This window comes from Microbacterium aquilitoris (assembly GCF_031932285.1).
Taxonomy (GTDB): domain Bacteria; phylum Actinomycetota; class Actinomycetes; order Actinomycetales; family Microbacteriaceae; genus Microbacterium; species Microbacterium aquilitoris.
The window spans coordinates 323,181-336,159 of record NZ_JAUZVT010000001.1; the positions used below are offsets into that span (position 1 = coordinate 323,181).

General features: G+C 70.9%; 14 protein-coding genes. 9 read left to right on the forward strand and 5 right to left on the reverse strand.

Annotated elements, in window-relative coordinates:
• The 5 genes from Q9S78_RS01625 to Q9S78_RS01645 all read right to left on the reverse strand — a co-directional run bounded on the left by Q9S78_RS01625 (position 1) and on the right by Q9S78_RS01645 (position 4,357).
• Positions 1–426 carry a GNAT family N-acetyltransferase gene (locus Q9S78_RS01625; protein WP_311868464.1) on the reverse strand — a complete coding sequence of 142 codons (426 nt, stop codon included), beginning with the start codon at positions 424–426 and terminating at the stop codon, positions 1–3.
• 262 nt (positions 427–688) lie between these two features.
• Entirely contained in the window at positions 689–2,866 is a 2,178-nt protein-coding gene (locus Q9S78_RS01630) for a heavy metal translocating P-type ATPase (protein WP_311868467.1), read from the reverse strand.
• Positions 2,863–3,144 (reverse strand): heavy-metal-associated domain-containing protein, encoded by a 282-nt coding sequence (locus Q9S78_RS01635; RefSeq protein ID WP_311868470.1) that lies wholly within the window; start codon positions 3,142–3,144, stop codon positions 2,863–2,865. Before Q9S78_RS01635 ends, Q9S78_RS01630 begins: the two co-directional genes overlap by 4 nt.
• 19 nt (positions 3,145–3,163) lie before the next feature.
• On the reverse strand, positions 3,164–3,445 hold the full coding sequence (locus tag Q9S78_RS01640) for a metal-sensitive transcriptional regulator (protein ID WP_018187744.1): 282 nt from the start codon (positions 3,443–3,445) through the stop codon (positions 3,164–3,166).
• A gap of 207 nt (positions 3,446–3,652) precedes the next feature.
• Positions 3,653–4,357: a FadR/GntR family transcriptional regulator gene (locus Q9S78_RS01645; protein WP_311868472.1), complete on the reverse strand. Its 705-nt coding sequence runs from the start codon at positions 4,355–4,357 to the stop codon at positions 3,653–3,655.
• 138 nt (positions 4,358–4,495) lie between these two features.
• On the opposite strand from Q9S78_RS01645, the gene Q9S78_RS01650 reads away from it, so the two are divergent.
• The 9 genes from Q9S78_RS01650 to Q9S78_RS01690 all read left to right on the forward strand — a co-directional run bounded on the left by Q9S78_RS01650 (position 4,496) and on the right by Q9S78_RS01690 (position 12,978).
• On the forward strand, positions 4,496–5,878 hold the full coding sequence (locus Q9S78_RS01650; protein WP_311868474.1) for a GntP family permease: 1,383 nt from the start codon (positions 4,496–4,498) through the stop codon (positions 5,876–5,878).
• Positions 5,871–6,638, forward strand: a complete 768-nt coding sequence (locus tag Q9S78_RS01655; protein ID WP_311868475.1) for an SDR family oxidoreductase — start codon at positions 5,871–5,873, stop codon at positions 6,636–6,638. Before Q9S78_RS01650 ends, Q9S78_RS01655 begins: the two co-directional genes overlap by 8 nt.
• A 17-nt stretch (positions 6,639–6,655) precedes the next feature.
• Positions 6,656–7,678 (forward strand): L-idonate 5-dehydrogenase, encoded by a 1,023-nt coding sequence (locus Q9S78_RS01660; protein WP_311868478.1) that lies wholly within the window; start codon positions 6,656–6,658, stop codon positions 7,676–7,678.
• Positions 7,675–8,169: a gluconokinase gene (locus Q9S78_RS01665; protein WP_020098339.1), complete on the forward strand. Its 495-nt coding sequence runs from the start codon at positions 7,675–7,677 to the stop codon at positions 8,167–8,169. Before Q9S78_RS01660 ends, Q9S78_RS01665 begins: the two co-directional genes overlap by 4 nt.
• Positions 8,170–8,357: 188 nt before the next feature.
• A complete protein-coding gene (locus tag Q9S78_RS01670; protein ID WP_311868481.1) occupies positions 8,358–8,939 on the forward strand; it encodes a class I SAM-dependent methyltransferase in 582 nt (193 codons plus the stop codon).
• 59 nt (positions 8,940–8,998) lie between these two features.
• Entirely contained in the window at positions 8,999–9,550 is a 552-nt protein-coding gene (locus Q9S78_RS01675; protein WP_311868484.1) for a MarR family winged helix-turn-helix transcriptional regulator, read from the forward strand.
• Positions 9,547–10,464 (forward strand): NmrA family NAD(P)-binding protein, encoded by a 918-nt coding sequence (locus Q9S78_RS01680; protein ID WP_311868487.1) that lies wholly within the window; start codon positions 9,547–9,549, stop codon positions 10,462–10,464. Before Q9S78_RS01675 ends, Q9S78_RS01680 begins: the two co-directional genes overlap by 4 nt.
• 241 nt (positions 10,465–10,705) lie before the next feature.
• Positions 10,706–11,593 carry a UbiA family prenyltransferase gene (locus tag Q9S78_RS01685; RefSeq protein ID WP_311869655.1) on the forward strand — a complete coding sequence of 296 codons (888 nt, stop codon included), beginning with the start codon at positions 10,706–10,708 and terminating at the stop codon, positions 11,591–11,593.
• Entirely contained in the window at positions 11,590–12,978 is a 1,389-nt protein-coding gene (locus Q9S78_RS01690) for a phytoene desaturase family protein (RefSeq protein ID WP_311868489.1), read from the forward strand. The genes Q9S78_RS01685 and Q9S78_RS01690 overlap by 4 nt, the downstream gene beginning before the upstream one ends.
• The last annotated feature ends 1 nt before the right edge of the window (position 12,979 follow it).

Genomic DNA, 12,979 nt, shown 5'->3' on the forward strand with positions numbered 1-12,979 from the left:
TTACTCGAGCACCCGGCGGGATGCCGCGTTCGTGCGTTCGGTGTCGGCCTTCGCGCGGAGCGCACCCCACTGCCCGGCGTGATGCAGGGCCAGCATGACCGCGGCGGATGCGAGCCCACACCCTCGTGCCGCGGGTATCAGGCCGTAACCGAATTCGACCGCGCCGCTCGCATCGGGCGGCCCGAAGAACCCGAATCCGCCGACGGCGGCGCGGTCATCAGGGCGTCGGATCGCGTACATCGTGAACGGAGTCTCCGACAGTTCCGAGGCCGCCAGCGCGGCCAACGGGTCGAGTTCGTCGACGAACGGGTAGTCGGGATGCCAGTCGTCACCCGGTTGCTCGGTGCGATCGATGATCCGGCGGGCGATGTCAGGAGTGATCGGGGTGAGGAGGACGTGGCTGTTCGCGAGCATCGGCTCCATCATCGCTTGCACCTCCACGCGCTTCGGCGTCCGCCGATGCAAGAGATCCGAAGCGACACGCGGGTGATGGATGCCGGAGTGCGACGTGTCGCTCGGCATCCATTGCATCGGTGAACATTTCCCTCGACGCTTCCCGCCCGCCACCCTGTCAACGAATGCAAGAGATCCGGGGCGACACCCCGGTGAGGGATGCCGCGGCCCGGCGTGTCGCGCTCGAACTATCGCATCCGCGAACGGGCGCGACGCCCGCGCGCCGAGCACACGCTCAGCCCCGCCCGACCCCCTGGAACCCGCGCAGCCGCAGGCTATTCGTCACCACGAACACGGACGACAGCGCCATGGCGGCCGCGGCGACGAGCGGGTTCAGCAGCGCCGCCATCGCGAGCGGGATCGCGGCGACGTTGTACGCGAACGCCCAGAACAGGTTGCCCTTGATGACGCCCAGGGTCCGCCGCGCGAGGCGCACCGCATCGGCGACGACGGTGAGGTCGCCCGAGACGACGGTGATGTCGGATGCCGCGATCGCCGCATCCGTTCCGCCGCCCATCGCGATGCCGAGGTCGGCAGCGGCGAGCGCCGCGGCGTCGTTGACGCCGTCACCGACCATCGCGACGACCCGGCCCTCACCCTGCAGGCGACGGATCGCGTCGAGCTTGCCCGCCGGAGTCACGCCGGCTTCGACGCGGGAGATCCCGACGTCGGCGGCGACCCGCGCTGCCGATGAGGCCGTGTCGCCGGTCAACAGGATCGGCTCGAGCCCGAGCTCGCGGAACCGGGCGATCGCCGCGGCGCTCGAGTCCTTCACCGTGTCGGCCACGACGATCGCACCGAGGTATGCGCCGTCGCGCGCGACCGCGACGACCGTCCCCTCGGGCAGATCCGCGGGCACGGCGACGGCCCACTGCTCCGCGAGCCACGACGGCCGGCCCGCGACGACGGCCGCGCCGTCGATGACGCCCTGCACACCGAACCCGGCGTGCGACTGGAACAACTCGACACTCCCCGGGGCCGATGCCGCGACGATCGCGCGGGCGACCGGGTGCTCCGACCCCGACTCCACTGCCGCAGCGACCGCAAGAAGCTCCTCGCGGGACACGCCCGCAGGCAGCACATCGGTGACACTCATCCGCCCCGTCGTGACGGTGCCGGTCTTGTCGAGCACGATCATGTCGACGGTGCGCGTCTGCTCGAGCACCTGAGGTCCGCGGATCAGGATGCCGAGCTGCGACCCACGTCCGGTTCCCACCAGCAGGGCGGTCGGGGTCGCGAGCCCGAGCGCGCACGGGCAGGCGATGATGAGCGTTGCGACGGCGGCGGTGAAGGCGAGCTCCCACGGCGCACCGGCGATCGTCCAGCCGACGAGCGCGGCGAGCGCGAGCCCGATCACGACGGGCACGAAGACCGCCGAGACCCGGTCGGCGAGGCGCTGCACTTGGGCCTTGCCGGTCTGCGCCTCCTCCATCAGCCGCCGCATCCGGGCGAGTTCGGTGTCGGCGCCGACGCGGGTGATCCGCACTTCGAGGCGCCCGCCGACGTTGATCGTCGCGCCGACGACGCGGGATCCTTCGGCGACCTCGACGGGCATCGACTCACCCGTGAGCATGCTCGCGTCGATGCTGCTGAGCCCTGCGGTGACGAGTCCGTCCGATGGGATCTTCTCGCCGGGTCGCACGACGACCGTGTCGCCGACGACGAGCTGTGAAACGGGAACGCGCGTCTCGACACCGTTCTGCAGTTTCGCGGCATCCGTCGCCCCGAGTTCGAGGAGCGCGCGGAGCGCCTCGGACGACGCCCGCTTCGCGCGGGCCTCGATGTAGCGGCCCGCGAGGATGAAGACCGTCACGAGCGCGGTGACCTCGAGGTAGATCTCGTGCCCGCCCGCCTGCGGCGCGCCGACCAGCGTGAAGGTCATCGTCATGCCGGGCATGCCGGCGCCGCCGAAGAAGAGCGCGTAAAGCGACCAGCCGAACGAGGCGATCACGCCGAGGCTGATGAGGGTGTCCATCGTCGCCGCGCCGTGGCGCAGGTTGACGGCGGCGGCCCGGTGGAACGGCCACGCACCCCACACCGCGACGGGGGCGGCGAGGGTCAGCGCGAGGCACTGCCAGTTCTCGAACTGCAGCGCGGGGATCATCGACATCAGCGCAATGGGCAGCGACAGGGCGGTGCTGATCAGCAGCCGCTGGCGGAGCGGCTTCGTCTCGTCCTCGGACTCGGCCGCTTCCGGCTCGGGCGTGGGTACGGTCGCGGCGTACCCCGCGGCCTCGACGGTCGCGATGAGCTGCGCCGTCTCGACACCCTCGGCACGGACCCGCGCCTTCTCGGTGGCGTAGTTGACGGATGCCTCGACGCCGGGGAGCTTGTTGAGTTTCCGCTCGATGCGGGTGGCGCACGAGGCGCAGGTCATCCCCGAGATGTCGAGCTCGACGTCGGAGGTGCTCACGCCGACACCCGGGTGTATCCGGCCTCCTCGATGGCGGCGGTCAGGGCGTCGTCGTCGAGGGGGGTCGCGCTGTGCACGGTGACGTGCGAGGTGCCGCCGGCGACGAGGTCGACGGACACGCCCTCGACACCGTCGACCTCGGAGAGCTCCTCGCGGACGCTCGCGACGCAGTGCGCGCAGGTCATCCCGGTGACGAGCAGTTCTTCGTTGACAGCGGATGCCGGGGCTGCGGCGGACGCGGAGACGTCGGTGAGTCCGAGCTGGATGCGGTCGGTCATGGTGTTCTTCCTCCGGGTTTCAGGAGCGGACGAGACGCGCGATCGCGTCGTTCGCCTCGCGGATCTTGTCGGCGGCGACCTGGCCGCCTTCGGCGCTCGCCTCGGCGACGCAGTGGCTGAGGTGGTCGGACAACAGCGAGAGCGCGACGGTCTCGAGCGCCTTCGTCGCGGCGGAGACCTGCGTGAGGATGTCGATGCAGTACTTGTCCTCGTCGACCATGCGCGCGATGCCGCGGACCTGGCCTTCGACGCGGCGCAGCCGCTTCTGCAGGTCGTCCTTGTTCGCGTCGTATCCGTTCATGCTAGATACGGTACCCCCCTAGGGTATACGCGTCAAGCAGCCGGCGCCGCGCGGCATCCCTCCCCTGTCACGACACGCCGCGCGGTCCCGCACATCGCGACAGGCGAGCACCGACGGCCAACCCCGCCACGCCCTCCCCTGTCACGACACGCCGCGCGGTCCCGCACATTACGACAGGCGAGCGCCGACCACGGCGGCCTGTGCGAGTCAGACTTCCTCGACCTCGCCGGAGACCAGGGTCAGGTGCTCCCGGGCAGAAGCCTCCGCATCGGCCTCGCGGCCGTCGCGGATCGCCTGGGCCGTCGCGAGGTGGGCCTCGAGGGTGCCGACCCGCGGCATCCCGGGCGTCAGCCCTCGCACCGATCGGCCGCGCAGGATCTCGGCGATGGGGTCGCCGAGCTTCTCGAACAGGGCGTTGCCCGAGGCTTTCAGCAGAAGCCGGTGATACGCGATGTCGGCGTCGAGGTACTCGTCCGAGTCACCGAGTCCCTGATTTCCGAGGTCGCTGAGCAGCGTCGCCCACCGCACGAGCTCGTCGCGCTCGGCATCCCCCGCCCGTTCCGCGGCCAGCCGGGCGGCGACGGGTTCGACGGCGACGCGCAGGTCGGTCAGCTCGATCAGCACGTCGCGCCGACGCGGGCTGTCGAGCGACCACTCGATGATGTCCGCGTTGAGGATGTCCCACTCCGCCTGCGGACGGACGACGAGCCCGACGCGGCGACGCGAGGTGAGCAGCCCGTGCGCTTCGAGGACCCGGACCGCTTCGCGCACGACCGTCCGCGATGCGGTGAACGACTCCTCGAGACCGGCGAGGGTCAGCCCTGTTCCGGGCGGCAGCTCACCGCCGACGATCCTCCGGCCGAGGGTCTCGACGATGTGAGCGTGGGATGCGGTGGTGGCAAGCGTGGGCATCGGTGTCCTTCGTAGCGATGCTCACGCTACCGCGAAAAGTACGATCATTCGCTTGCGAAAGGTACTACTTATGTGGCACCGTGGGCTCGCTGCCGGGAATGGCCCCGGCACCGGGACGATTCACTGGAGAACACACCCATGGATGAGTGGACGCAAACACTCGGAGCGCTACCGCTCCTCCTGATCGCGGCCGGAGCGGTCGCCCTGATCCTCCTGCTCATCATCAAGGTGCGCCTGCACGCGTTCATCGTGCTGGTGCTGGTCTCGCTGCTCACGGCGCTGGCCACCGGCATCCCCGTCGGCAGCATCGGCAAGGTGCTGATCGACAGCTTCAGTTCCACGGTGGGCACGGTCGCGCTCCTCGTCGGTTTCGGAGCGATGCTCGGCGCCCTCATCGAGAGCTCGGGTGGCGCCCGCGTGCTCGCCGAGAAGATGGTCTCGGTCTTCGGCGAGAAGCGAGCCGCGATCGCCCTCAGCGTCGCGTCGCTCCTCATGGGCTTCCCGATGTTCTTCGACGCCGGCCTCGTCGTCATGCTGCCGATCATCTTCGCGGTGGCCCGGCGCATCGGCGGCAAGCACATGCTGCTCTACGGCATCTCGGCCGCCGCCGCCTTCTCGGTCATGCACGTCTTCGTGCCGCCGCACCCCGGCCCCATCACGGCCAGCGAGACCTACGGCGCCAACCTCGGCCTCGTCCTGCTCATCGGCCTCGTCGTCGCGATCCCCACCTGGTACCTCAGTGGTTACCTCTGGGCGCGCTTCATCGACCGCCGCATCCCGCTCGCCATCCCGCGCCTGTTCGGCGAGGACGTCGAGCCCACGAACCCGCCGACGGCCGGCACCGTCATCGGCGTCATCGCCATCCCGCTGGTCCTGATCCTCCTCAACACCGGTTCCGCCGCGCTCGTCTCGTCCGGAGCCGTCGACGGCAACGCCGTCTGGGTGCAGGCGCTCGGCCTCATCGGGACGAGCCAGGTCGCCCTGCTCATCGCGGTGCTCGTCGCCCTGTTCGTCCTCGGCACCCGCCGCGGGGTCGGCGGCAGCGCTCTGGACAAGATCGTCGAGTCCTCGCTGGGGCCGATCTGCTCGGTCGTCCTCATCACCGGCGCCGGCGGCATGTTCGGCGGGGTCCTTCGCGCCTCGGGCATCGGCGACGCACTCTCGGACTCTCTCGCCTCGATCGGCGTGCCGGTCATCTTCGCCGCCTACATCATCGCCGTCCTCCTCCGCGTGGCGCAGGGTTCGGCCACGGTCGCCCTCGTGACCGCCGCGGGCCTCGTCGCCCCGGCCGTGGTCTCCGGCGGCTTCAACCCGCTGCAGGTCGCCTGCATCGTGCTCGCCACCGCCGCCGGCTCGGTCTTCGCCGGTCACGTCAACGACTCGGGCTTCTGGCTCGTCGGTCGCCTCATGGGCATGGACGTCAAGACGACGCTCAAGACCTGGACCGTGCAGCAGGCCATCGAATCGGTCGTCGGTTTCCTCATCGTGCTCGGCATCTTCGGCGCGGTGTCCCTTGTCTGACGTCTTCGACCTCACCGGCCGCCTGGCCCTCGTGACGGGATCGTCGCGGGGGCTCGGCCAGAGCCTGGCCGTCGGTCTCGCCGAGGCGGGTGCCCGCGTCATCGTGCATGGCCGCGACGCCGAGGCGGCCCGCCGCAGCGCCGACGTGATCGCCGAGCGCACCGGCATCCGTCCCGAGACGACCCTGTTCGACGTGACGGATGCCGCGGCTGTCGAGACGGCGATCGGTGAGCTCGTCGAGCGGGTCGGGGCCCCCGACATCCTGGTCAACAACGCCGGCATCCAGCGGCGGGCGCCCTTCGCGGAGTTCCCCGTGGCGGACTGGGATGCGGTGATCTCGAGCAACCTGTCGAGCGCGTTCTACGTGTCGCGCTTCGTCGCCCCCGGCATGATCGCGCGCGGCTCGGGCAAGATCATCAACATCGCCTCGGTCCAGTCGCTGCTCGGGCGTCAGACCATCGCGCCGTACGCCGCGAGCAAGGGCGGCATCGCCCAACTCAGTCGCGGGATGGCCGCGGATCTGGCGCGCCACGGCATCCAGGTCAACACGCTGTCGCCGGGGTACTTCGCCACCGAGATGAACGCGGCGCTCGTCGCGGACGCGGACTTCTCGGACTGGGTCGCCCAGCGCACCCCGGCCGGCCGCTGGGGTGACGTCGCGGAGCTGCGCGGACCGCTCGTGTTCCTGGCCTCGGCGGCGAGCGACTTCGTGAACGGCCAGAACCTGTTCGTCGACGGCGGCATGACCGCGGTCGTCTGATCCGAGGAGAGACACACATGGACGCAGTCGTCATCGGCGGCAAGCTCGACCTCACGGTGGCGGATCGTCCCGTCCCCGAGCCCGACGCGGGGCAGGTCCGCGTGCGGGTGGGATACGTGGGCATCTGCGGATCCGACCTGCATTACTACTCCGAGGGCGCGAACGGCGCGTTCGTGGTGACGGAGCCGCTCGTTCCCGGGCACGAGCTGTCGGGCTGGGTCGACCTCGACCCCGACGGTCGCTTCGCACCCGGCACGGCGGTGACGGTGCATCCTGCCCGCTTCGGTCCCGAGGAGCCCATTCCCGTCGAGCCGCACCTGCGCCCCGGCGGCAGCTACCTCGGCAGCGCCGCGACGACCCCGCACACGCAGGGCGCGATGAGCGACTACCTGGTGGTGGATGCCGGCATGATCCGGACCCTGCCCGCCGACCTGCCCGTGCGCCGCGCCGTCCTGGCCGAGCCGCTCGCCGTCGCCCTGCACGGCGCCGGCCGCGCCGGCTCCCTCGCCGGTGCGCGCGTGCTCGTGTGCGGCGCCGGTCCGATCGGGCTCCTCGCCGTCGTCGCCGCGCAGGAGGCGGGAGCGGCGAGCGTCGAGATCACCGACCTGCTGCCCGAGCCGCTGGAGCGCGCACGGGCGCTCGGGGCCGACGGCGTCTGGCGCGTCGGCCAGGATGAGATCCCGTCCGACACGTACGACGTCGTCCTCGAGTGCTCCGGTGCCGCACCCGCGGTGTCGTCCGCGATCGCCGCCGTCCGCCGTCGAGGCACCATCGTGCAGATCGGGATGTTGCCGAACCAGCCGGTCGGCGTGAACATCGCCCCGCTCATCTCCAAGGAGGCGACGCTCACGGGCGCCTTCCGCTTCCTCGACGAGATCGACGAGGCGATCGAGGTCCTGCGGCGTCGCCCCGAGATCGAGGCCGTCATCACCCACGAGTTCCGCCCCGACGCGGCCGTCGACGCGTTCGAGACCGCACGGCGCTCCGCCGAGAGCAGCAAGGTCGTCGTCGCTATGAACTCTGCGAAGGTGGAATCGTGAGCACTGCACCGCGCGTCGTCGTCATGGGTCCGAGCGGATCGGGCAAGACCGCCGTCGGCGCGGCCCTCGCTGTCGACCTCGGCGTGGACTTCGTCGATGCGGACGATCTGCACCCCGCTGCCAACGTCGAGAAGATGGAAGCGGGTCACCCGCTCGACGACGATGATCGCGCGCCCTGGCTCGACATCGTCGGACAGACCCTCGCCGAGGCGCCGGGCCTCGTCGTCGCATGCTCCGCCCTCGCGCGGCGCTACCGCGACCGGATCCGCGCCGCCGCTCCCGACGTGCGCTTCGTCGAGTTGGTCGTCTCGCCCGAGGAGCTGGACCGTCGGATGCGGTCGCGTCAGCACTTCATGCCGCCTGCGCTCCTGGCCTCGCAGCTCGCGACCCTCGAGCACCTCGGGGCGGACGAACCAGGCGTCGCGGTCGAGAACGTCGGGCGCATCCTCGACGTCGCGCGCCGCGCCCGGATCGCCCTCGACGTCGCCTAGGGGCGCCCCCGGGGGCATCCCGTTCCCCTGTCACAACACGCCGCCCGCCCGCGCACTTCGCGACAGACGAGGGGGTGCCGCGCGGTCGCGCCCGCTTCTCCTGTCACAACACGCCGCCCGCCCGCGCACTTCGTGACAGACGAGCGGATGCTGCGCCCGAGAGCCCCGCACCGCGCGAGAATGGCCTGATGGCGGAGGCGAGCGACTGGCAGCAGTACTACTCCGCTGCGGCGGGCCGGGCGCCACGACCGCACCTCATCGCGGCTCTCGAACACGTGACCCGCGTGGGGACGGCGATCGACCTCGGTGCCGGGGACGGCGTCGACTCGCGATTCCTCCTTGATCGGGGCTGGAAGGTCGTGTCCGTCGACGCGATACCCGGACTGCGGGAGCGCATCGCGGCACGTGCGGACGCATCACCGCGTCTCGATGCGCGTGATACGTCGTTCGGCGATCTCGCCGAGTTGCCGGATGCCGATCTCATCCTCGCAAGCTATTCGTTGCCGTTCGCTCGCGCGACCGAATTCGCCCACATCTGGACGCTGATCACTGCGGCGCTTTGCCCGGGTGGCGTCTTCGCGGGTCAGCTCTTCGGACATCGCGACGATTGGGCTGCGCACGACGACGTGCTCACACACTCGGCGAGCGAGGTTGCGGACCTTCTTGCGCAATGGCAGATCGTCGAACTCAGCGAACGCGAGAGGGACGGCCCGTCGGGTCGGGGGCCGAAGCACTGGCACGTCTTCGACATCATCTCCCGTCGCCTCTGATTCAGTCGATCGCAAGATCGTATTTGCAGAAGACGATCTTGCACATGTACGGTTGCGACGTGATCGAGACAGAATCATCCGAGATCGACTGGGATGCCGGCGGCATCGAGACCGAGCTGGGCTGGGCCCTGCCCCTCACCTTCCAGACGTTCACGCGCCTGGGGACCGAAGCGGTGAGCGCGATGCCGCAGGGTCCGCGCGGGTATCAGGTGCTGGTCGCGATCACGACCGAGGAACCCTCGTCGCAGCTGCAGCTGGCCCAGCGCCTCGGGATCGACAAGACGCAGATGACGTACCTGCTCGATGCGCTCGAAGCGGAGGGCCTCGTCTCGCGCAGGCCGGCGCCGACCGATCGACGCGTGCGCCACGTCCATCCGACCGACGCGGGCCGCGCCACCCTCGACACCGCGCGTGCACAGCTCCGCCAGGCGGAGGACCGCCTGCTCGGCACGCTCGACCCCGATGAGCGCGCGACGCTCCGGACCCTCCTCGCCCGTGTCGCCGTCGCCGCCGACGCGGCGCGCACCGACCCGGACTTCGAACACCCCGTCGCCGCGCCCGAGCGCTCGCGCCGCGGAACCTCCACCCCCACAGACAGGACCCCCTCGTGACCACCACCGTTCTCGTCGCCGGCGCAACCGGCGACATCGGCAGCCGCATCTCCCGCGAGCTCCTGTCCCACGACGTCCAGCTCCGGGTGCTGACCCGCCCCGGAAGCTCGACCGCCGCCGACCGGTTCGGCGACGACGCACGGGTCGAGGTCGTGACCGCCGACTACGCGGACCACGACGCGCTCGTGGCCGCGGCATCCGGTGTCGACGTCGTCGTCTCGGCGCTCAGCGGCATCCGGCCGGTCATCGTCGACGCGCAGCGCGCACTCCTCGCCGCAGCGGTCGCGGCCGGGGTGCCCCGCTTCCTCCCGTCGGACTACTCCGCCGACTACCGGCGCCTCACCCCGGGGACCAACCGCAACCTCGAGCTGCGCCGCGAGTTCGCCGCGGATCTCGACGCGGCGCCGATCCAGGCGACGTCGGTGCTGAACGGCATGTTCACCGAACTGCTCGCCGGTCAGGCACCGATGATCCTCCGCGATCACAAACGCGTGCTGTTCTGGTCGTCGGCCGACCAGGTGCTCGACGTCACCACGAAGGACGACACCGCCCGGACCGTCGCCCTGGTCGCCCTCGATGCCGACGCCCCTCGCGTCGTCGAGGTCGCCGGCGACCGGATCACCGCCCGCCAGGTGGCGGAGCTCGCCTCCGAGCTCAGTGGCGAGACGTTCAAACTGCAGTGGGCGGGCACGACGAGGACGCTCTCGGCGATGGCCGCGGTGGGACGACGCCTCTCGCGCGACCCCGACGAGACGTTCCCCGCCTGGCAGGGGATGCAGTACTTCGTGAGCATGTTCAGCGGCGAGGGCGAACTGCGCCACGTGGACAACGAGCGCTACGGACGTCAGACCTGGACGACGGCCCGCGACATCCTGAAGCCCTGGCTGTCGGGCACGGGAGCCCCCGCAGCCTGACCCCCGCTCCACGCAGCATCCCGCGCTCCCCTGTCACAACACGCCGCGCGCCTCCGCACATCGCGACAGGGCAGCGAGCGCCGCGCCCCTGACCCCTACTCCCCTGTCACAACACGCCGCGCGCCTTCGCACGTCGCGACAGGCGAGCAACCCCGGCGCAAGAGCCGCCGGTGCGGCACCCCCGCCGCATACAATCGCGGGACACGGTCGTCCGCGCCGTCGCCACCCGAGGAGTCCCGCCATCGACCATCAGCCCGCTCCGACTCGCCGCGCCTCGGCCTGGTCGACGCTCGGCCGTCTGGTCCACATCTCGCGCCCGGTCCTCTGGATCAACACGATCGGCACCGGTGTGCTCGGCATGTGGCTCACGGGGCAGTTGCTGGATGCCGCGGCGATCCCGCTCCTCATCTGGTTGACCCTGCCGTTCAATCTGCTGATCTACGGCGTGAACGACATCTTCGACCAGGAGACCGACGCGCTGAACCCGCGGAAGGGCTCGATCGAGGGCGCTCGGATCGAGCCGCGCGAGGTGCGGCTGATCGTCTGGGCCGTCGCGATCACGAACGTGCCGTTCCTCGTCTGGTTCCTCATCGCCTACCCGCCCGCGGCCGTCGGGCTGATCCTCCTCTACACGCTGGTCTTCGTCTTCTACTCGGCGCCCCCGCTGCGGTTCAAGCAGCGGCCGTTCCTCGATTCCCTCAGCAACGCCGCCTACGGCCTGCCCCTGCTGATCGTCCCGGTCGCGCTCGGCGAGCCGCCGCTGTGGCCCGCCGTCATCGGCCTCCTCGCGTGGAGCGTCGCGAAGCACGCCTACGACGCAGTGCAGGACATCGACGAGGATCGCGAGGCCGGCATCCGGACGACCGCCGTTCTGCTGGGTCCTCGCGGCACGGCGGTGTGGAGCGGATGCTGGTGGCTGGCGTCCACCGTCCTGTTCGCCCTCGTCAGCATCCCGGTCGCAGCTCTCAACCTCGCGATCGCGGGCGTCCTCGTCGTGTGGCTGCTGCTGCGCCCCACCCCCGCGACCGGGCGTCGCCTGTACCCGGTGTCGATCGCCTTCCCCTACGTCGCCGGCTCGGTCGCGAGCGGGCTGCAGCTGACGAAGATGTTCTTCGAGGTGTACGGATGAGCCGCATCGTCGTCATCGGGGCAGGTCTCGGGGGCCTGGCGGCATCCGCTCTGCTCGCCCGCGCCGGGCACGACGTGACCCTGCTCGAGCGGGCTGCGACGGTCGGTGGCAAGAGCCGCCGGCTCGAGGTCGACGGCGAGCGCATCGACTCCGGCCCCTCGCTCGTGACCTTCCCGGGCGTGTGGCACGAGCTGTGCGCACGCCTCGGCACCGACCCACGCGCGATCGAGCTGGAGCGGCTCCCCGAGGTCGGCCGCTACTACTACGACGGCGAGGAGGTCACCCTCCCCGTGCCGCCGGAGCACCCCTGGTACCCGGCGTGGAAGCGGTTCAGCGACGAGCACGCGCCCCTCGCCGATGACGTGACCGCGCTCCTCGTCGCCGATCCGCTCGATCGGCGATCGCTCCCGGCGCTGCGCCGGCTGCTCGCGGTCTACGGACCGCGGCTGAGCACCCGCGCGTACCTCGACAGCCTCACGTGGATGCCCGAGGGCCTGCGCGAAATCATCGCCATCCACACGCTCAACGCCGGCGTCCCGCCCGAGCGCACCCCCGCGCTCTACGCGAGCATGCCGGCCGTCATGGCGGCATCCGGTGTGTGGGTTCCCCGCGGCGGCGTGTACGAGATACCGCTCGCGCTGGAGCGTATGGCGGATGCCGCGGGCGTCGACATTCGCACCGGCGAGACCGTGACGCGCATCGAGCGTGGACGGGTGACGACGGCGGGCGGCTCGTTCGCGGCCGACATCGTCGTGAGCGCACTCGACGCGGACCGGGTGAATGACCTGCTCGGCGGGCGGCGGCGCACCCCGGGCGCCCTGTCGTGCTCCGCGGTGGCGATCTACGGCGCGCTCCGCGAGCCGCTGCCCGAGCGGATCGCCGCGCACAGCGTCATCCTCCCCACGAAGCCCGACGCCCTGCACCGCAGCCTCGCCGCGGGCGATGAGCCCGCCGACACGATGGCGTTCGTCAACCTCTACCGCGCCGGTCAGGTCTACCCGAACGATCGGAGCACGCTCGCCGTGCTGCTGACCGCGCCGGCCGACGGGTCGGGGTACAGCCTCGAGCACCCGTTCGTGCGGCGCGAGGTCGAACGGATCTCCCGCACGATGGGCCTCGACGAGCTGCTCACCGATTCGATGACGGATGCCGCGGTCCTCGACCCCGCCTACTTCGGTACCTTCGGCGAGCGCCACGGCGCCCTGTACGGCGCCGCGCACCCGCTGTGGATGAGCGGTCCCTTCCACCAGCCTGCGCACCACGACCTCCGGCGGCCGTGGTTGTGGCGGGTCGGCGCCTCGGTGCACCCGGGCGGCGGCATTCCGGCCGTGCTCGGCGGAGCGATGATGGTGGCCGAGAAGCTGCTCCGGCGGCATCCCGCCTGAC

Excerpts from the sequence above, each read along its gene's own strand:
- Q9S78_RS01625 (WP_311868464.1), bottom strand. The coding sequence starts at position 426 with ATGATGGAGCCGATGCTCGCGAACAGCCACGTCCTCCTCACCCCGATC.
- Q9S78_RS01635 (WP_311868470.1), bottom strand. The coding sequence starts at position 3,144 with ATGACCGACCGCATCCAGCTCGGACTCACCGACGTCTCCGCGTCCGCC.
- Q9S78_RS01640 (WP_018187744.1), bottom strand. The coding sequence starts at position 3,445 with ATGAACGGATACGACGCGAACAAGGACGACCTGCAGAAGCGGCTGCGC.
- Q9S78_RS01645 (WP_311868472.1), bottom strand. The coding sequence starts at position 4,357 with ATGCCCACGCTTGCCACCACCGCATCCCACGCTCACATCGTCGAGACC.
- Q9S78_RS01650 (WP_311868474.1), top strand. The coding sequence starts at position 4,496 with ATGGATGAGTGGACGCAAACACTCGGAGCGCTACCGCTCCTCCTGATC.
- Q9S78_RS01660 (WP_311868478.1), top strand. The coding sequence starts at position 6,656 with ATGGACGCAGTCGTCATCGGCGGCAAGCTCGACCTCACGGTGGCGGAT.
- Q9S78_RS01670 (WP_311868481.1), top strand. The coding sequence starts at position 8,358 with ATGGCGGAGGCGAGCGACTGGCAGCAGTACTACTCCGCTGCGGCGGGC.
- Q9S78_RS01690 (WP_311868489.1), top strand. The coding sequence starts at position 11,590 with ATGAGCCGCATCGTCGTCATCGGGGCAGGTCTCGGGGGCCTGGCGGCA.